Origin of the sequence: Sphingomonas sp. NFR04 (assembly GCF_900114095.1) — a bacterium.
Classification (GTDB): Bacteria; Pseudomonadota; Alphaproteobacteria; order Sphingomonadales; family Sphingomonadaceae; genus Sphingomonas.
Genome location: NZ_FORV01000007.1, coordinates 170,437 through 188,877 on the forward strand (window position 1 = coordinate 170,437; position 18,441 = coordinate 188,877).

The 18,441-nt window shown below is 68.5% G+C and carries 15 protein-coding genes; 8 read left to right on the forward strand and 7 right to left on the reverse strand.

Annotated features, from left to right (window positions below; all coding sequences use genetic code 11):
• Positions 1-17 precede the first annotated feature (17 nt).
• From BM009_RS18510 to BM009_RS18520, 3 genes are all read left to right on the forward strand, one after another.
• On the forward strand, positions 18-1,199 hold the full coding sequence (locus BM009_RS18510) for an efflux RND transporter periplasmic adaptor subunit (protein WP_093298449.1): 1,182 nt from the start codon (positions 18-20) through the stop codon (positions 1,197-1,199).
• Between the two features lie 12 nt (positions 1,200-1,211).
• Positions 1,212-4,379, forward strand: coding sequence for an efflux RND transporter permease subunit (locus BM009_RS18515; protein ID WP_093298450.1), 3,168 nt, complete (start codon positions 1,212-1,214; stop codon positions 4,377-4,379).
• Positions 4,380-4,586: 207 nt separating this feature from the next.
• Positions 4,587-5,585, forward strand: a complete 999-nt coding sequence (locus BM009_RS18520; RefSeq protein WP_093298451.1) for an LLM class flavin-dependent oxidoreductase — start codon at positions 4,587-4,589, stop codon at positions 5,583-5,585.
• A 44-nt stretch (positions 5,586-5,629) separates the two neighbouring features.
• On the opposite strand, the gene BM009_RS18525 is transcribed toward BM009_RS18520, so the two are convergent.
• From BM009_RS18525 to BM009_RS18540, 4 genes are all read right to left on the reverse strand, one after another.
• Complete coding sequence (locus BM009_RS18525; protein ID WP_093298453.1) at positions 5,630-6,184, reverse strand: hypothetical protein; 555 nt, start codon at positions 6,182-6,184, stop codon at positions 5,630-5,632.
• Between the two features lie 169 nt (positions 6,185-6,353).
• Entirely contained in the window at positions 6,354-7,727 is a 1,374-nt protein-coding gene (locus BM009_RS18530; protein ID WP_093298579.1) for a sensor histidine kinase, read from the reverse strand.
• 55 nt (positions 7,728-7,782) lie between these two features.
• A complete protein-coding gene (locus BM009_RS18535) occupies positions 7,783-8,451 on the reverse strand; it encodes a response regulator transcription factor (RefSeq protein ID WP_064310484.1) in 669 nt (222 codons plus the stop codon).
• Between the two features lie 28 nt (positions 8,452-8,479).
• The gene (locus BM009_RS18540) at positions 8,480-8,824 is read right to left on the reverse strand and encodes a hypothetical protein (protein WP_093298581.1); all 345 of its coding nucleotides are present in this window, start codon (positions 8,822-8,824) and stop codon (positions 8,480-8,482) included.
• Between the two features lie 117 nt (positions 8,825-8,941).
• Between BM009_RS18540 and BM009_RS18545 the strand changes: the two genes are divergently transcribed.
• Positions 8,942-10,726, forward strand: a complete 1,785-nt coding sequence (locus BM009_RS18545; RefSeq protein ID WP_093298454.1) for an ABC-F family ATP-binding cassette domain-containing protein — start codon at positions 8,942-8,944, stop codon at positions 10,724-10,726.
• Between the two features lie 66 nt (positions 10,727-10,792).
• Here the strand turns inward: BM009_RS18545 and BM009_RS18550 are convergent, their stop codons facing one another.
• Both BM009_RS18550 and hrpB read right to left on the reverse strand, forming a co-directional pair.
• Positions 10,793-11,074, reverse strand: a complete 282-nt coding sequence (locus BM009_RS18550) for an ETC complex I subunit (protein WP_066721348.1) — start codon at positions 11,072-11,074, stop codon at positions 10,793-10,795.
• Positions 11,075-11,085: 11 nt separating this feature from the next.
• Complete coding sequence (hrpB, locus tag BM009_RS18555) at positions 11,086-13,647, reverse strand: ATP-dependent helicase HrpB (RefSeq protein ID WP_093298456.1); 2,562 nt, start codon at positions 13,645-13,647, stop codon at positions 11,086-11,088.
• 60 nt (positions 13,648-13,707) lie between these two features.
• Between hrpB and BM009_RS18560 the strand changes: the two genes are divergently transcribed.
• Positions 13,708-13,926 (forward strand): hypothetical protein, encoded by a 219-nt coding sequence (locus BM009_RS18560; protein WP_093298457.1) that lies wholly within the window; start codon positions 13,708-13,710, stop codon positions 13,924-13,926.
• A 16-nt stretch (positions 13,927-13,942) separates the two neighbouring features.
• Here BM009_RS18560 and BM009_RS18565 read toward each other — a convergent pair whose 3' ends face one another.
• On the reverse strand, positions 13,943-14,956 hold the full coding sequence (locus tag BM009_RS18565; protein WP_093298459.1) for a polyprenyl synthetase family protein: 1,014 nt from the start codon (positions 14,954-14,956) through the stop codon (positions 13,943-13,945).
• 82 nt (positions 14,957-15,038) lie between these two features.
• On the opposite strand from BM009_RS18565, the gene BM009_RS18570 reads away from it, so the two are divergent.
• The 3 genes from BM009_RS18570 (at position 15,039) to BM009_RS18580 (ending at position 18,358) form a co-directional block, all read left to right on the forward strand.
• A complete protein-coding gene (locus BM009_RS18570) occupies positions 15,039-15,335 on the forward strand; it encodes a chorismate mutase (RefSeq protein ID WP_093298460.1) in 297 nt (98 codons plus the stop codon).
• A gap of 37 nt (positions 15,336-15,372) precedes the next feature.
• On the forward strand, positions 15,373-16,488 hold the full coding sequence (locus BM009_RS18575) for a glycoside hydrolase family 130 protein (RefSeq protein ID WP_093298462.1): 1,116 nt from the start codon (positions 15,373-15,375) through the stop codon (positions 16,486-16,488).
• 190 nt (positions 16,489-16,678) lie between these two features.
• Entirely contained in the window at positions 16,679-18,358 is a 1,680-nt protein-coding gene (locus tag BM009_RS18580) for an alpha-amylase family glycosyl hydrolase (protein WP_254772352.1), read from the forward strand.
• Positions 18,359-18,441 lie beyond the last annotated feature (83 nt).

Genomic DNA, 18,441 nt, shown 5'->3' on the forward strand with positions numbered 1-18,441 from the left:
CCGGACGAGGTGGGCGCATGAATTACGAGGCAGGGATGTTGGATCGGCAGGAGCAGCTCGGGTTCGAGGGGGAACCGGCGCGGCGCGGGCGGCGGTGGCTGTGGATCGGCCTTGGCGCCTTTGTGCTGGTCGTGATCGCCGGCTTCCTGCTGATGGGGCGCTCGGCGAACAAGCCCGTCCCCGCCGCCAAGGGCGGCAAGGACCAGAGCCAGCTGCTCACCGTCACCGTCTCCGCACCGGGACAGCAGACCGCGTCGACGATCGTCACCGGCACCGGCAGCCTAGCGGCCAAGCGCGAGATGCCGGTCGGCGTCGCGGGCGAGGGCGGCATCGTCACCCGCGTGCTGGTCGATGCCGGCAGCTGGGTGCAGAAGGGCCAGGTGCTCGCCGTGGTCGACCGCTCGGTGCAGGCGCAGACCGCCGAGTCGCTCGCCGCGCAGATCCGCGTTGCCGAGGCCGACGCCAAGCTCGCCCAGGCAAATCTGGAACGCGCCGAGAAGCTGGTCGGAAACGGGTTCATTTCTCGCGCCGATATCGATCAGAAAACCGCGGCGCGCGACCAGGCGCTCGCCCGCGTCCGCGTCGCCAAGGCGCAGCTGGCCGAAACCCAGGCGCGCAACCGCCGGCTCGACATCCGCGCGCCGGAGGCGGGCCTGGTGCTCGCCCGCCAGATTGAGCCGGGCCAGATCGTGAGCTCGGGCTCGGGCACGCTGTTCCGCATGGCGATGGACGGCCAGCTCGAGCTGCGCACCCAGCTTGCCGAGGCCGATATCCAGAAGCTCCACGTCGGCGCGCCGGCGGAAGTGACGCCGGTGGGCACGCAGACCAGCTTCCAGGGCCAGGTGTGGCAGGTTTCGCCGGTGATCGATCCGACCAGCCGGCTCGGCATCGCGCGCATCGCCCTGCCCTACAACCCGGCGCTGCGCCCCGGCGGCTTCGCCAGCGCGCGGATCGTCGCGGGATCGGTCACCTCGGTGATCCTGCCGCAATCGGCGGTGCAGAGCGACCAGCTGGGCACCTATGTCTATATCCTCAACGACAAGGACGAGGCGGTGCGCCGGGACGTGAAGACCGGCGACGTATCGGATCAGGGCGTGCGGATCAGCAGCGGCCTCACCGGTAGCGAGCGCGTGGTAATGACCGCGGGCGCTTTCCTCAATCCGGGCCAGAAGGTCATCCCCCAGCTCCAGAAGAAGTAAGGGATCGGCGCGATGAGCTTTCGCAACATCTCGGCCTGGGCCATCCGCAACCCGGTCCCGCCGATCGTCCTCTTCCTGTTCCTCACCATCGCGGGGCTGGTCAGCTTCTCGCGCATGGACGTGAACAACAGCCCGGATATCGACTTCCCGATCGTGTGGATCTCGATCAGCCAGCCCGGCGCCGCGCCGAGCGAGCTGGAAACGCAGATCACCCAGAAGGTCGAGAGCGCCGTCCGCAGCCTGCAGGGCATCGACGAGATCAACTCGACGGTGTCCGAAGGCAACAGCCAGACGGTGGTGCAGCTGGCGATCGGCACACCCATCGACCGCGCGGTGGAAGACGTGCGCAGCGCGATCCAGCAGATCCGCGGCAACCTGCCCGACGGCATTCTGGAACCGCAGGTCGGCCGCGTCGACAGCGCCAGCAGCAACGACATCGCCAGCTTCACCGTCACCGCGACCGACATGACGGTCGAGCAGCTTTCCTGGTACATCGATAACAGCGTGTCGAAGGAACTGCTGTCGATTTCCGGCATGGCGGCGGTGCAGCGCAACGGCGGCGTCAACCGCGAGGTGAGCGTCGTACTCGATCCGGTGAAGCTCGCCAGCTTCGGCCTCACCGCCAGCCAGGTGAACCAGCAGCTCCGCCAGGTGAACCTCAACGCCGCGGGCGGCCGCGCCGAGATTTCGGGCTTCGAACAGTCGCTGCGCGTCGTCGGCAACGCCAAGGACGCCTATACGCTGGGCCAGACCCAGATCGCCACCGGCACCGGCCGCACCGTGCGCCTTGCCGACATCGCCACCGTGAAGGACGGCTATGCCGAGCGCCGCAACTTCGCGCGCTATGACGGCCATCCGGTAATCTCGTTCGACATCCAGCGCGCCAAGGGCGCCTCGGACGTCACCATCTACGAGGAAACGCAGAAGAAGCTGCAGGCGCTCGAGAAGAACAATCCCAAGGTCCATTTCGAGCTGCTCGACAACTACAGCAAATACGCCAAGGAGCAGTTCGATTCCGCGATGGAGGCGATGATCGAAGGCGCGGTGCTCGCCGTCATCGTCGTGTTCCTCTTCCTGCGCGACTGGCGCGCGACCGTGATCTCGGCGCTGGCGATCCCGCTCTCGGCGATTCCCAGCTTCTGGTTCATGGACATGATGGGCTTCACGCTCAACCAGATGACACTGCTCGCGCTCAGCCTGGTGGCTGGCGTGCTGGTCGACGACGCGATCGTGGAGATCGAGAACATCGTCCGTCACATGCGGATGGGCAAATCGGCGTACCAGGCCTCGATCGACGCGGCGGACGAGATCGGCATCGCCGTGCTCGCCACCACCATGTCGATCGTCGCGGTGTTCCTGCCGGTGGGCCTGATGCCGGGCATCTCGGGCCAGTTCTTCAAGAATTTCGGCCTCACGGTCGTCGCCGCGGTGCTGATGTCGCTGGCCGTTGCCCGCATGCTCACGCCGATGATCGCGGCCTATTTCCTCAAGGCGCACGGCCATGTCGAACATGGCGGCGGGCCGGTGATGCGGGTCTATGTCCGGCTGCTCGAATGGACGCTGATGCACCGCTGGGTGGCGATCCTCGCCTATGTGCTGTCGCTCGGCGGCACGATCGGCTTGCTGGTCGGCATGCCCCAGACCTTCCAGCCCGCGCAGGACGAGGACACGGTGACCGCGACCATCGAGATGGTGCCGGGCACCACGCTGGAGCAGACCGATCGGGTCGTCCAGCAGGTGGCGGGCATCCTGCGCACCGAGCCGGCGGTGCAGCACACCTATGCCCGCACCTCGGTGGGCAATGGCCGCGTCACCGCGACGCTTGCTGAGAAGCACACGCCCGCGCGCACCGAGACCAGCACCGAGTTCGAGAAGCGCCTGGCGCCCAAGCTGCTCGCCATCCCCGACGCGCGGGTGAATTTCCGCTCGCAGTTCGGCTGGGGCTCGTCGGGGCGTGACCTGACGATCACGCTGGGCGGCGAGGATCCCGATCTGCTCAACAAGACCGCGCTGACGCTGATGAAGCAGATGGAGGGCCTCAAGTCCGTCGTCGCGCCGCGCATCTCGGGCGATCTGCAGCGGCCCGAGATCGTGATCTCGCCGCGGCTCGACCTCGCCGCCGATCTCGGCGTGACCACGGCGGCGCTGTCCAACGCGATCCGCGTCGCGACGCTGGGCGATATCGAGCAGAACAGCGCCAAATTCTCGCTGTCGGATCGCCAGATCCCGATCCGCGTCGCGATCGACCAGGACTCGCGCACCCGCCTCGACACGCTCCGCGACATGCGGGTGCAGACCCAGTCCGGCGGCTCGGTGCCGCTCTCGTCGGTGGCGGACATCCGCTTCGCCGCGGGCCCGACCAAGGTCGAGCGGCTCAACCTCCAGCGCCGCCTGGTGGTGGGGGCCGACCTCGCGATGAACCCGGCAACGGGCAAGACCTATGTCTCGGGCGACGTGATGAAGGAGATCCACAACCTCCCCGTGATGAAGCGACTGCCGGTGGGCGTGGCCGAGATGACCGTGGGCCAGGCCAAGTGGCAGGGCGAGATGATCCAGAACTTCATCGTCGCGCTGGCCTCGGGCATCTTCCTTGTCTTCGCGGTGATGGTGCTGCTCTACCGCCGCTTCGTGTCGCCGATCGTCAACATGGGTTCGCTGCTCAACGCGCCGCTGGGCGGGCTGATCATGCTGGCGATCCTGGGGATGCCGGTGAGCCTGCCCGTCTATATCGGCATGCTGATGCTGTTCGGCATCGTCGCCAAGAACTCGATCCTGCTCGTCGACTTCGCGCTGGAGGAGATGGCGAAGGGCGTGTCCAAGATGGAGGCGATCGTCGATGCCGGACGCAAGCGCGCCCAGCCGATCGTGATGACCACCATCGCGATGGTCGCGGGCATGGTGCCGACCGCGCTGTCGCTCAACGGCGACTCGTCGTTCCGCGCGCCGATGGGCGTGGTGGTGATCGGCGGCCTGATCGTCTCGACTCTGCTCACGCTGGTGATCGTGCCCGCGCTGTTCAGCCTCGCGGTGGGCTTAGAAGGCTGGCTGGGGCCGCGGCTCTCGCGGCGCCTGCTCACCTACAAGCCGGGCGACGACGGCAGCCGCGTGCTCGGGCCGGCAGGTCCGCACGGCGCGATCGACCACAAGCCGGGTGGTGACGAGGTACAGCCGGCGGAGTGAGAAAATTCCCCTCCCGCTTGCGGGAGGGGTTAGGGGAGGGTGTGAGAGGGTAGCAGGCGACACGGTGCAAAGGTGGTCCTTAGCCCCAGCATTCCTTCTTCAACGCCAGCCCTTGCCTCCCTCACTCAACCTCCCCCTGCCCCTCCCGCAATCGGGAGGGGAGTTAAGCCTCTGGCAACGCTGCCCCGGCGTCCCCACATCCTTTCCATGACCGCATATTCCCTGCTCGATCTGGTGCCCGTCGTCCAAGGCGGCACCGTGGGCCAGGCGCTCGCCAACGCCGCCGACCTTGCCGCCCATGCCGAGAAGCTCGGCTTCCAGCGCTACTGGATGGCGGAGCATCACGGCATGGAGGGCATCGCCAGCGCCGCCACCGCGGTGGTGATCGCGCATGTCGGCCAGGCGACCAGCACGATCCGCATCGGCGCGGGCGGCATCATGCTGCCCAACCACTCGCCGCTGCAGGTGGCCGAAGCCTTCGGTACGCTCGACGCGCTCTTCCCCGGCCGCATCGACTTGGGGCTGGGCCGCGCACCGGGTTCGGACCAGCGGGTATCGGCCGCGATCCGCCGCAACCTCGAGAGCGACGGCAACGACTTCCCGCAGGACGTGATGGAGCTGCAAAGCTATTTCGCCGATGATGGCCGCACCGGCATTCGCGCAACGCCGGGCGCGGGCGCGAACGTCAAGCTGTGGATCCTCGGCTCCAGCACCTTCGGCGCGCAGCTCGCCGCCGCGCTCGGCCTGCCCTATGCCTTCGCCTCGCACTTCGCGCCGGGGCTGCTCGACGAGGCGATCGCGGTCTATCGCCGCAACTTTCGCCCGTCCGAGGCGCTGGCCAAGCCGCATGTGATGCTGGGCTTCAACGTGTTCGGTGCCGACAGCGATGAGGAGGCCGAATATCTTGCCAGCTCGCAGCAACAGGCCTTCGTCGCGATCCGCACCACCGGGCGCGGCATCCAGCTGCCGCCGCCGGTGCGCGGCTATCGCGAGAGCCTGGGCACGCAGGGCAATGCCGTGCTCGACCATGTGCTGTCGGCCTCGGCGATCGGCGGTCCGGCCAAGGTGCGGCGCGAGATCGAGGCCTTTATCGAACGCACCCAGGCCGACGAACTGATGCTCACCAGCGCGATGTTCGATCACCAGGCGCGCAAGCGCAGCCTGGAGATCGCGGCGGAGGCGATGCGCGCGGTCGAGCCTGCCTGAGGAATTGGGGCGGCGCATGCCCCCGCAGCGCCGCCCCTCGCCGGTCAGGCCAGGGTATCGAGGACCAGACCGGTCGATTTGGTGCTGCTGCTCTTGCTGGTATCGCCCGACGCCGAATAGCTGGTCGTGTCCTCGGCCTGGTCACGCAGCTGCTTGAGGAACTGCGAGACCGCATCGCTCGTGGCGTCTGCGGTAGTTGTGGCGGTGTCCGTATCCGTATCGGCGTCCGCATCCTGCGCAGGCGGCGGGCCTTCCGGGCCCTTGCCGCCATGGGCGCCGTGCGGACTATGCTTGCCGTCCGCGCCTTTGGCGAACATGCTCTTCAGCTCGGTCGCCTGGTCCTCGGTCAGCGTGCCGTTGTCGACCTGTCCCTGGATCAGCGACTCCATCTTCGCCTTCATGTCGCCCGACGGCTTGGTGCCGCTGCTACGCTCGGAGGCGAGACTCGAATCGATCGAGTCGAGCGCGGTCGACAGCGCGCTCTGGTCGGTGGCGCTGATCTCGCCCGACGAGACGGCAGCGGAAATCCGGTCGTTGATGCGGTCGCGCGGCGACGGCATCGCGGTGCTGGCGGTGGAAAGTGCAGAGATACTGCTCATGGTTGCCCTCCAATGGGGAACATTCCCCACCACAGTTTACACCATTTGGGTTAAGCAATCGTTGCCCTGCCGCGACTTTCTTGGTGCAATGCCGCGCAGGCGCAGCCCAACGATCGCCGTATGAACGGCGTGCATCACAGCGGAATTTCACGATGTTGCGGCGGCGAAATCAGCCGGCGGCGGGCAGGCGGAGGCGGACGAGCAGGCCGCCCAGATCCTCGCTTTCCTCCAGGCTGACGGTGCCGCCATAGATCTCGGCGACGTCGCGGACGATCGCCATGCCGAGGCCGGTGCCGGGCTTGCCGGTATCGAGCCGAACGCCGCGATCGAAGATGCGGATGCGATCGGCTTCCGGGATTCCCATGCCGTCATCCTCGACCAGGATCTCGACGAACCCCGATTCGAGCCGCGCGGTGACGAACACGCTGCCGCCGCCATATTTGGCCGCGTTCTCGACGAGGTTGCCGAGGATCTCGTCGAGATCCTGCCGCTCGATATGCGCCACCGCGTCCTTCACCCCGTCCACGTCGATGCGGACATTGGGGTAGAGCCGCGCCACCGCGCGCTCCACCGCCTCGATCGACGGCCATACCTCGGCGCGGCTGTGCGCGCTGCCGCGGCGGCCGACGGCGCGGGCGCGGGCAAGGTGGTGGTCGATCTGCCGCCGCATCGTCCGCGCCTCGCGGATCACGGTATCGGGTAGGTCCTCTTGCCCGGCGGCGGCGGCGTTCATGATCACACTCAGCGGCGTCTTGAGCGCATGGGCGAGGTTCCCGGCATGGCGCCGCGCCTCCTCGGCCTGGCGGTCGTTATGCTCGACCAAGGCGTTCAGTTCGTCGACCATCGGCCCGACCTCGGCCGGCATTGGGCCGCCGACGCGCTGGGTGCGCCCCGCGCGCAGGCTGGCGATCTCGCGCCGCACCTTGCGCAGGGGGCGGAGGCCGTACCAGGTCTGCAGCGCCGCCATCGCCACCAGTCCCAGGCCGAGCAGCGCGAAGCTGCGCACCAGCGTGCGGCGCACGGTGGCGATCTGTGCGTCCAGCACGTCGCGGCTCTCCGCCACCTGGAAGCGCCAGCGGACCGGCGATCCCGGAAGCTTCAGGTCGCGCTCGGCAATCCGCAGCTTCTGGTCCGGGAACTGGTTGCTGTCGTAGAAGTGCATCTCGCGATCATTGTGGACCTGATCGACCTTGAGGCGCCGGTCCCAGAGCGAACGCGAGTAGAAGGGCTCGAACCCTTGACCGCTGATCTGCCAATAGGCCCCCGAATTGGGCTCGAGGAAGCGCTGGTCGGCAAGCTCACGATTGAGCACCACCTCGCCGTTCGAGCCCAGTTCGGCCGAGACGATCATCGACGAGACGAGATAGTCGAGCTGGTCGTCGAAATTGCGGGTGATCGCGGAGGTCAGCACCCGATCGAGCGCATAGCCGCCGCCGACGAGCAGCAGCAGGATCCACGCCGTCGCCACCAGCAGCATGCGCCGGCTGACCGAGCCGGTGACGCGCACCGGCCGGCGCTCGCGCGGATCGACCTCGGCGGGCATGGGCGCGGCGTCTTGTTCCTCGCCGGAGATCAGCGTCGCGTCCACCCGCCCGGCCTCAGGTGAAGCTGGCTTCGTCGAGGCTGTAGCCGAGACCGCGAATGGTGGTGATCACGTCGGCGCCCAGCTTCTTGCGGATGCGCGTCACGAACACTTCGATCGTGTTCGAATCGCGATCGAAATCCTGGTCGTAGATATGCTCGATCAGCTCGGTGCGGCTGACCACCTTGCCCTTGTGGTGAAGCAGGTAGCTGAGCAGCTTGTATTCCTGCGCGGTCAGCTTCACCGGCTCGCCCGCCTTGGTGACCTTGCCCGATCGGGTGTCGAGCCGGATATCGCCTGCGGTCAGCTCGGCCGAGGCGTTGCCCGAGGCGCGGCGGATCAGCGCGCGCAGGCGGGCGATCAGCTCCTCGGTCTGGAACGGCTTGGCGACATAATCGTCGGCACCCGCATCGAGACCCGCGACCTTGTCCGACCAGCTGTCGCGCGCGGTGAGCACCAGCACCGGCATGGTGCGGCCTTCCTTGCGCCAGCGATCGAGCACGGTCAGCCCGTCGATCTCGGGCAGGCCGAGGTCGAGGATGATCGCGTCATATTGCTCGGTCGAACCGAGGAAATGGCCTTCCTCGCCATCGGTCGCGAGGTCGACGGCATAGCCCGCGCCCTCGAGCGCGGTGCGCAGCTGGATCCCGAGATTGGGTTCGTCCTCGACGATCAGAAGTCGCATTCGCTGTCCCGTCCTTTTCTATGCTGCTCTAGCTGCCCATGCGCCGGAGGATCTGGCCGGTATGGCCGTCCACCTCCACCCAGATCACCGATCCATTGCGCAGGAACTTGAGCGTGTAAACGTCGTGCTCGGGATCATAGTCGAACCCGAGATATTGCGCGCCCGGCATGCGGGGTATCACCCGCCGCTCGATCTCGCGCGCGGGCAGATTCTGGCCGCGAAGCCGCCGCTCGCGCGCCGCACGCTGGCCGTCATCCTGCTCGGCGCCGATCGGGCGCGCGATGACCGGGCTCGTGAGCGCGAGGCTCGCAAGACACGCGATCAGAACGGGTTTGACCAACATCGGCATGGGAATGGCATAGGGTCCGGGCATTGAATAGCCCCTGAACATGAACGACAGCCGCGGTTCGGCAATTGTGGCATTGGTGCATCGCCGCACCCCATGCCTCGCCGCTTGCGGGGAGGCGCGACGCCTCCTAGGTGCTGCACCATGGCTGCTCCGGTGCTTTCCTATGAAGGGCTGGGTCTCGTTCAGGGATCCGGCTGGCTTTTCCGCAATCTCGACCTGCATGTCGGCGAGCGCGATCGGCTCGCGCTGATCGGCCGCAACGGTGCGGGCAAGACGACGCTGCTCAAGCTGATCGCCGGCGCGATCGACAGCGACGAGGGCCGCCGCACGATCGTGCCCGGCACCCGCGTGATCCTGCTGGAGCAGGAACCGCGGATGCTCGGCTGCACCACGCTGATGGACTATGTCCTCTCCGGCGACGATGCCCCGGCCCAGCACGAGGCGGAGGCGATCGCCGACCAGCTCGGCATCGACCTGTCGCGCGAGGCGGCCACCGCTTCGGGCGGCGAGCGGCGCCGCGCCGCCATCGCTCGCGCGCTGGCGCAGGATCCCGACGTGCTGCTGCTCGACGAGCCGACCAACCATCTCGATCTCGGCGCGATCGAATGGCTGGAAGACTGGCTGACGCGCTACAAGGGCGCCTTCGTCGTCATCAGCCACGATCGTACCTTCCTCACCCGCCTGACCCGCCAGACGCTGTGGCTCGATCGCGGTTCCATCCGCCGCGCCGAGATCGGCTTCGGCGGGTTCGAGGCGTGGACCGAGCAGGTCTATGCCGAGGAGGAGCGCAACGCCCAGCGGCTCGACGCCAAGCTGAAGATCGAGGAGCATTGGCTCCAGCGCGGCGTTACCGGCCGCCGCCGCCGCAACCAGGGCCGTCTCGCCAAGCTCAAGGACATGCGCGCGGAGCGCGCCGCGATGCAGGGCCCGCAGGGCACCGCCGCGCTTGCCACCGCCGCGGACGGCAACCAGACCAAGGTGGTGATCGACGCCAAGCACGTCACCAAGCGCTTCGGCGAGCGGACGATCATCAAGGACCTGACCTTCCGCGTCACCAAGGGCGACCGGATCGGCATCGTCGGATCGAACGGCGCGGGCAAGTCGACGCTGCTCAAGATGCTGACCGGCGAGCTGGAGCCCGACGAAGGCACGGTGAAGCTGTCGCAGACGCTGGATGCGATCATCATCGACCAGCAGCGCAGCCTGATGGCGCCCGACAAGCGCGTCCGCGACGTGCTGGCGGACGGCGGCGACTGGATCGACGTGCAGGGCGCGCGCAAGCACGTCCACGGCTATCTCAAGGAATTCCTGTTCGATCCCAGCATCGCCGAGGCGCGGATAGGCACGCTCTCGGGCGGCGAGCGTTCGCGCCTGCTGCTCGCGCGCGAATTCGCCCGGCCATCCAACCTGCTGGTGCTCGACGAGCCGACCAACGATCTCGACCTCGAGACGCTCGACCTGCTCCAGGAAGTGATTGCCGATTATGCCGGCACGGTGCTGATCGTCAGCCACGACCGCGACTTCCTCGACCGCACCGTCACGGTGACGCTCGGGCTCGACGGCAGCGGCACGGTGGACGTGGTGGTCGGCGGCTATGCCGATTGGGAGGCCAAGCGCCGTCCCCGGAACGAGGCGAAGAAGGCGAGCAAGCCGGCGGCCGCTGCGCCGGCGGTGGAAGCCCCCAAGGCGCGCACCAAGCTCAGCTACAAGGACCAGCGCGATTACGAGCTGCTGCCCAAGCGCATCGAGGAGATCGACCAGACGATCGCCCGCGACGAGGCGGCAATGGCCGATCCGGCGCTCTACACCAAGGACCCGGCGAAGTTCGCCAAGCTGAGCGAGGGCATCGCCAGGCTCCGCGAGGAGAAGGACGCCGCCGAGATGCGCTGGCTGGAGCTGGCGGAAATGGTGGAAGGGCTGGCGTAAGCGCCGGCCCCCTGCCCGTGCCTTCAGGCGTTCGCTTCCCCCGCCGGGCGGAGGAAGCAGCAGCGATCAGCGGAAATTGTCGGCGTAGGCCTGCAGCTTGAGCTTGCGCTGCGGCGCCGGCACGACGTGATAGGCATAGCCCTCGCGCTCGGCATATTCCTTCGCCGCTTCCAGCGTCGGGAAGGCAATGCGGACCTGGTTCGCGGTCTCGCCGCCGCCGGCCCAGCCGGTCAGCGGGTCGGGCCGCTGCGGCGTGTGCGGCTCGAACTCGAGGACCCAATTGTCGGTCCGGGCGCGGCCGGACTGCATCGCGTTCTTGACGCGCTGATAGATGCGAGCGGACTTCATGGGGCCATCCTTTAGCGCGCCCCGCGCGCCCTTGCATCAGCGTTTTTCGTCCGTAGCGTTGCGGAGGCCGCCGCCGGGTCCTCGGGCCAGGGATGGCGGGGATAGCGGCCGCGCATTTCCTTGGCGACCGCCGCCCAGCTGCCCTTCCAGAAACCGGGCAGGTCGCGCGTGGTCTGAATCGGCCTGCCCGCGGGCGAGGTGAGGCTGAGCACGAGCGGCACATCGCCCCCGATCACCGGATGCTCGGCGAGGCCAAACAGCGCCTGGACGCGGACCTCCACGGTGGGGCCGGCCTCGGCGGCATAATCGATCGCGTGGGAGGAGCCGGCGGGGGTTTCGAAGCGCGCGGGCGCGAGTCGGTCGAGCGTCTTCTGCCCGTCCCAGCCGAGCAGGTTCTGCAGCGCCTGGGTGAGCGATTCGGGCGCCACCGCGTCGAGCCGCCGCTTGCCCGCCAGCGCGGCGGGCAGCCAGTCGTCGAGCGTGGCGAGCAGCGCCTCGTCGCTCAGCGCGTCGATGCCGGCATAGGCGGCGCGGGTGCGGAGCGCCTGCGCGGTGTCGGACCAGGGGAGCAGGTGCAAGCCATGGGTCCGCACGCCTTCGAGCAGCGCTGATTCAATCTCCGCCGGGATTGCGGCCGAATCGCTGCCGCCGGAGAGGCGGACGGCGCCGAGCCGGCGTTCGCGGAGCGCCTCGATCCGGCCGGTGGCGGGATCGAAGCTGACGGTGCGGCGGGTCTCGATACGGTCGGCGAACAGCGATTCGACCGCGGCGGCGTCGATCGACGCGGCGGAAAGGATACGCGCGCCGGCGGCCATGCCCTGCGTCTCCGCCACGGCGAGCCACTCGGCGCGGGCGAGCGGCGAGGTGGGGTCGAGCTTGAACCCGCGCCCGCCCACCGAGGCCCAGGTCTCGCCGGATCCGTCGCGGCGCTTCGCCACCCGGTCCGGGAAGGCGAGCGCGACGCAGAGCGCGACGTCTTCTCCCTGCGCTCCCCCTCCCGCGTGCGGGAGGGGGCTGGGGGGTGGGCCCCCGGCCGCCGCGCCAGAATCCCGTGTGGAGAGCGAGGGCCCACCCCCAGCCCCTCCCGCAAGCGGGAGGGGAGCGATTATCCCGCGCGGAAGGACGAGCTTGCTCCACCGCTCGGCCAGCCTGCGCCCATTCTCCGCCCGCTGGCCGCGTTCGCCCTTCCACCGACGCAGGCGCAGTTCCAGATCGGCATCATTGCCGCCCAGCCCCCGCTCGCCGAGCAGCACCGCCACCTCCGCCGCCGTCCGCGCCATGCCGCGCTCGCTCGCGCGCACCAGCATATGCCCCAGCCGCGGCGGCAGCGGCAGGCGGGCGATTGCCTTGCCGTGCTCGGTCGGGCGGCCATCGCTATCGATCGCCTCCAGCGCCCCCAGCCGCGTCCGCGCCTCGGCGATCGCAGCCTCGGGCGGCGGATCGAGCCAGGCGAGCTGGCGGGGATCGGTCACGCCCCACAGCGCACAGTCAAGCATCAGCGCCGACAGATCGGCCTCGAGGATCTCCGGCGGGTCGAAGCGCGGCAGTCCCGCGGTCGCCGCCTCTTCCCACAGGCGATAGGCGCTCCCCGGCCCCTGCCGCGCCGCGCGCCCCGCGCGCTGGGTCACCGCCGCCTGGCTGGCACGCTCGGTGACCAGCCGCGTCATCCCCGCCGCACGATCATAGCGCGGCCGCCGCGCCAGTCCCGAATCGACCACCACCCGGATGCCGTCGAGCGTCAGCGAGGTCTCGGCGATCGAGGTCGCCAGCACGATCTTGCGCCGCCCCTCCGGATCGGGGGCGATCGCCGCGCGCTGGGCGGCGGGATCGAGGCTGCCGTGCAGCCGGTGCAGCACCGCGCCGCCGATGTCGCCCAGCCGCTCCGCCGTCCGCTCGATCTCCGCCACGCCGGGCAGGAAGGCAAGGATACCCCCCGCCTCCTCGCGCAGCGCCTGCCGCACCGCGCCCGCGACGCTGTCCTCGATCCGCGCTTCCGCCGCGCGACCGAGATGGCGCAGCGTCAGCGGATAGCTGCGCCCTTCGCTCTCCACCACCGGCGCGTCGCCCATCAGCCCGGAGAAGCGGCTGCCGTCGAGCGTCGCCGACATCGCGACCAGCCGCAGGTCGGGCCGCAGCGCCCCCTGCGCGTCGAGCGCCAGCGCCAGGCCGAAATCGCTGTCGAGGCTGCGCTCATGCACTTCGTCGAACAGCACCGCCGAGACGCCCGCCAGCTCGGGATCGGCCTGGATGCGGTTGACGAAGATGCCTTCGGTCACGACCGTCACCCGCGTCGCCGCCGAGCGCTTGCTGTCCATCCGCGTGGCATAGCCGAAGGTCTTGCCGACACCCTCGCCCGCCAGCGCCGCCATCCGCTCCGCCGCCGCCCGCGCCGCGAGCCTGCGCGGCGAGAGCAGCAGGATTTCGCCGGTGCACCAGGCCTCGCCGAGCAGCGCCGGCGCGACCGCCGTGGTCTTGCCCGCCCCCGGCGGCGCGACCAGCACCGCGTTGCTCGCTCCCCGCAGCGCGTCGAGCAGCGCCGGCAAAACAGCGTGGATCGGCAGGGAGGGCGTCATCGGGCTGCAACCAATCGGGACAAGCGTGGTTAGGCGGACTCACCGCCAGAGGAGCGCGACATGGCACGAATCCTTTCCCAGTTCACCATCACCCCGGACAGCGACGGCGATTACACCCTCCACCTCGAGGACGAGGACGGTGAGACCATCGAAATGACGGCGAGCTACGAGCAGCTCGACCTGATCGTCGAAGGCATCGAAGAGGTGCTCGACATGGACGAGGAAGACGCGCTCGAAGTCGACGAGGATGACGGCGAAGAGAAGTCGACCGAAGAATGATTCCGGTCGGCGCGCGTCAGTAGGCGCGCGCCACCGCGAATTCCACGGCTTCCACCATCGCGTCCTTGGCTTCGCAGGCGCGGAAGCCGCCCAGCGCATCGATCGCGCGCTGGCCGTAATGGCGGGCACGCGCCAGCGTATCGTCCACCGCGCGGCAGCTCTGCACCAGCCGGATCGCCTCGGCGAAATCCTCGTCCGCGATGCGACGGCCCGAAATCGCTTCCTTCCAGAAGCCGCGTTCCGCCTCGTTGCCGCGCGCGTATGCCAGGATCACCGGCAGCGTCATCTTGCCTTCGCGGAAGTCATCGCCGGCATCCTTGCCCATGGTCGATGCGTCCGAGACGTAATCGATCGCGTCGTCGACCAGCTGGAAAGCGATGCCCAGGTTGCGGCCATAAGCGTCGAGCGCCAGCTCCTCCGCTTCGGGACGCTCGGCCACCACCGCGGATACACGGCAGGCGGCGGCGAACAGCGCGGCGGTCTTGGCGCCGATGATGTCGAGATAGCGATCCTCGGACAGGTCGATCCGGCGCACCGCGGTGAGCTGGTTCACTTCCCCTTCCGCGATCACCGCGCTGGCGTTCGACAGGATGTGGAGCGCCTTGAGGCTCTCCGCCTCGACCATCAGCTCGAAGGATCGGCTAAACAGGAAATCGCCGACCAGCACGCTGGCGGGATTGCCCCAGATGATGTTGGCGGTGCGGCGGCCGCGGCGCAGGTCCGAACTGTCGACCACGTCGTCATGGAGCAACGTCGCGGTGTGGATGAACTCCACGGCGGCGGCCAGCTTGTGGTGGCGCGTACCCGCATAGCCGAGCAGGCGGGCGCTGGCGAGCGTCAGCATCGGCCGCATCCGCTTGCCGCCGCCGGCGATCAGATGGCCGGCGAGTTCGGGAATCAGCGGGATCTCGGACTGCATGCGATCGAGGATCACCGCGTTCACCAGGTTCATGTCCTGGGCGACCAGCGCCATGATCGGATCGAGCGAAGGCTGGGTTCGCGAGCCCAGGCGGTGGACGGTTGCGCTCATATGCAACGAGCCTCTGGCCTTTGTGCATTGCAAAGGCAAGAGGTGCTTGCATGGCCGTGCCGCAGCGGCAAAAGAGATTTCCATGACCGACGCGACGCTGACCCGCTTCCGCCAGAGCATCGACAATATCGATGCGGCGCTCGTCTTCATGCTCGCCGAGCGGTTCAAGGTGACCCAGGCGGTGGGGCGCTACAAGGCCGAGTCCGGGCTGCCGCCCGCCGATCCCGGCCGCGAGGAAGCGCAGATCGCCCGGCTGCGCGCGCTGGCGCAGGACGCCGATCTCGACCCCGAATTTTCCGAGAAATTCCTGCGCTTCATCATCGACGAGGTGATCCGGCATCACCGCCAGGCCCAGGAAGCCGGAACCGCCGGGGCCTGACTCCGTTGCTGGGCGTGAAACCCATGGGGGCAAGCGCTTGAGCGACGATTATCTGATCTTCCGGCCCGACGATGTCGACCTGACCCGCTCGCCGCTGCGCGAGGGGGTGGAGGACGCGACCTATGTGCTCGGCGCGTTCAACCCCGGCTTTGCCCGGCTGCCGAACGGCAATCTGCTGCTGATGGTGCGCGTGGCGGAGGCGCTGCGCGATCCGGTGGTGGACGGACACGCCCGGGCGATTCGCTGGACGCCCTCGGGCTATGTGCTCGACGCGCATCCCGTGGCGGGGCTCGACATGGCCGATCCGCGCCAGTTCGCACTCAAGGACCGCAACCCCCGGCTGCTCGGGCTCACCTCGCTCTCCTGGCTGCTGCCGGTGGAGCTGGACGCCGACGCCCGCACGGTGGTGGCGGTGCATTACGACAAGGCGATCGCGCCCAGCGCCTCCTACATGGACTATGGCGTCGAGGATGCGCGGATCACATGCATCGACGGCACCTACTGGATGACGGTGTGCGGCGTCTCGGCGGAGCGGCACTGCACCGCCATGTACCGCTCAACCGACGGCTTGGATTGGGAGCTGCTCGGGGTGGTGCTCGACCACCAGAACAAGGACATGCTGCTGTTCGAGGGGCGGATCGGCGGGTTCTTCCACGCGCTGACTCGGCCGCTGGGCGAGGTCTATTTCGCCTATCCGGACGACTCGCCGTGGCTGGGCGGCCCGTCGATCAACCTCGCCCGCTCGCCCGACGGGCTGCACTGGAAGCCGCTCGACCAGCCCGGCATCCGCGCCCGCAAGGGCTCGACCTCGAACCAGCGGATCGGCGGCGGCAGTCAGCCGGTGCTCACCGATGCGGGCTGGCTGCTGATCTACCACGGGGTGGAGAAGCGCGACGCGGTCGGCATCTATCGCAGCTTCTGGGCACTGCTCGACCGCGACGATCCCAGCATCCTCCTGCGGCAGGAGGACAATGTGCCGCTACTCGAAGCGAACCCGGCGCTGACCGCGGATATCGCCCACCAGCTATACCTGCCGACGCCGGTGGTGTTTACCACCGGGCTGGTTGATGCCGGCGAGCGCTACATCGTCGCCAGCGGCGAGGCGGACCTGGCATGCCGGATCACGCATATCCCGAAGGCGCGATTCCGGTGATTGGTCCTAAAAATCCTCCCCGGCACGGGGAGGGGGACCGCCGCCGAAGGCGGTGGTGGAGGGGCCGCGCCGCAGGCGCGGTGCGGGTGCAGCGCGCCGGACCACCGCCGCGTGCCGCGGCGGCCCCTCCACCATGCTGCGCATGGTCCCCCTCCCCGTGCCGGGGAGGAATTTTCGCGAGGACGCACCTATGACCGACCCCCTTTGGTGGCAATCGGGCGTGATCTACCAGGTCTATCCGCGCTCGTTCAACGACTCGAACGGCGACGGCATCGGTGACCTCGCCGGCGTTACCGCGCGGCTCGACTATCTGGTCGATCTCGGCGTGGACGCGGTGTGGCTCTCGCCGATCTTTCCCTCGCCCATGGCCGATTTCGGCTATGACGTGGTGGACTATTGCGGGATCGATCCGCGCTTCGGCACCCTCGCCGACTTCGACGCCTTGCGCGACGCAGCCCATGCCCGTGGCCTCAAGCTGCTGCTCGATTTCGTGCCCAACCACAGCTCGAGCGAACATCCCTGGTTCCTTGAAAGCCGGTCGTCGCGCAACAACCCCAAGCGCGACTGGTATATCTGGCGCGACCCCGCCCCCGATGGCGGCCCGCCCAACAACTGGCAGAGCTATTTCGGCGGCAGCGCCTGGGAATGGGACGCGGCCACCGGACAATATTATCTCCACCAGTTCCTCAAGGAGCAGCCCGAGCTCAACTGGCGCAACCCGGACCTGCGCGCGGCGATGCTGGAGGCGATGCGCTTCTGGTTCGATCGGGGGGTCGACGGATTCCGCATCGACGTGCTGTGGCTGGCGATCAAGCATCCCGACTTCCCCGACAACCCCGCCAACCCCGACTGGCACGACGGCATGCAGGACATCGAGCGGCTGCTGCCGGTCCACTCGGCCGACCAGCCCGAGATGATGGAGATCATCGCCGCGATGCGCGAGGTGGCGGAGGACTATACCGACCGCGTGCTGATCGGCGAGATCTACCTGCCGATCCCGCGCCTGGTCGCCTATTATGGCGAGGGCGCCAACGGCGTGCACCTGCCCTTCAACTTCCACCTGCTCGATGCGAAGTGGGACGCTGCGGCGCTGGCGCAGTTGATCGCCGATTACGAAGGCGCCCTGCCCGCCGATGGTTGGCCTAACTGGGTGCTCGGCAACCACGACAAGCCGCGCGTTGCGTCGCGAGTAGGGCCCGAACAGGCGGCCGTCGCGATGCTGCTGCTGCTCACGCTGCGCGGCACCCCGACATTGTACCAGGGCGACGAACTCGGCATGCCCAACGTCGCCATCCCGCCCGACCGGGTGCGCGACCCGCAGGCGCTGCGCGAACCCGACACCGCGTTCAATCGCGACGAGGTCCGCACGCCGATGCCCTGGGACGCCAGCGCGCATGCCGGGTTCAGCACGGTCGAGCCCTGGCTGCCGCTCAACCCCGACTGGGCCGAGCGCAACGTGATGGCGCAGCGGGACGAAGCTGGGTCGATGCTGACCTTCACCCGTGCGCTGCTCCAGCTGCGGCGGGCGCATCCGGCGCTGTCGGTGGGCAGCTGGCACGCGGTGTCGAGCGACGGCGCGGTGCTGGCGTACGAACGCCGGCATGGCGACGCGCGCGTGCTGGTGGCGCTCAACCTGTCGGATGCGCCGCAGACGCTGGACTTGCCCGACTGGGCGCAGGCACTGGCGCCGGTGCTGACCACGCCCCCCACCCGTCATCCCCGCGAAGGCGGGGATCCATTTGCCAGTGCGGCCGGGGATGACTCCGACGCGTTCCCACCAATGGATCCCCGCCTTAGCGGGGATGACGGCGGGATTGTGGATGGCGCTGTCCTCTCCCTCGCCCCCAACCAAGGCATTTTGCTCGCATGATCAACCCACCCGCGCCCCTGCGAAAGCAGGGGCCCAGTGCCACGCGCGATTCGCTCTCCAACCCTGGGCCCCTGCTTTCGCAG

Coding starts and splice junctions, on each gene's coding strand:
- BM009_RS18510 (WP_093298449.1), top strand. CDS start 18: ATGAATTACGAGGCAGGGATGTTGGATCGGCAGGAGCAGCTCGGGTTC.
- BM009_RS18515 (WP_093298450.1), top strand. CDS start 1,212: ATGAGCTTTCGCAACATCTCGGCCTGGGCCATCCGCAACCCGGTCCCG.
- BM009_RS18520 (WP_093298451.1), top strand. CDS start 4,587: ATGACCGCATATTCCCTGCTCGATCTGGTGCCCGTCGTCCAAGGCGGC.
- BM009_RS18525 (WP_093298453.1), bottom strand. CDS start 6,184: ATGAGCAGTATCTCTGCACTTTCCACCGCCAGCACCGCGATGCCGTCG.
- BM009_RS18530 (WP_093298579.1), bottom strand. CDS start 7,727: ATGCCCGCCGAGGTCGATCCGCGCGAGCGCCGGCCGGTGCGCGTCACC.
- BM009_RS18535 (WP_064310484.1), bottom strand. CDS start 8,451: ATGCGACTTCTGATCGTCGAGGACGAACCCAATCTCGGGATCCAGCTG.
- BM009_RS18540 (WP_093298581.1), bottom strand. CDS start 8,824: ATGCCCGGACCCTATGCCATTCCCATGCCGATGTTGGTCAAACCCGTT.
- BM009_RS18545 (WP_093298454.1), top strand. CDS start 8,942: ATGGCTGCTCCGGTGCTTTCCTATGAAGGGCTGGGTCTCGTTCAGGGA.
- BM009_RS18550 (WP_066721348.1), bottom strand. CDS start 11,074: ATGAAGTCCGCTCGCATCTATCAGCGCGTCAAGAACGCGATGCAGTCC.
- hrpB (WP_093298456.1), bottom strand. CDS start 13,647: ATGACGCCCTCCCTGCCGATCCACGCTGTTTTGCCGGCGCTGCTCGAC.
- BM009_RS18560 (WP_093298457.1), top strand. CDS start 13,708: ATGGCACGAATCCTTTCCCAGTTCACCATCACCCCGGACAGCGACGGC.
- BM009_RS18565 (WP_093298459.1), bottom strand. CDS start 14,956: ATGAGCGCAACCGTCCACCGCCTGGGCTCGCGAACCCAGCCTTCGCTC.
- BM009_RS18570 (WP_093298460.1), top strand. CDS start 15,039: ATGACCGACGCGACGCTGACCCGCTTCCGCCAGAGCATCGACAATATC.
- BM009_RS18580 (WP_254772352.1), top strand. CDS start 16,679: ATGACCGACCCCCTTTGGTGGCAATCGGGCGTGATCTACCAGGTCTAT.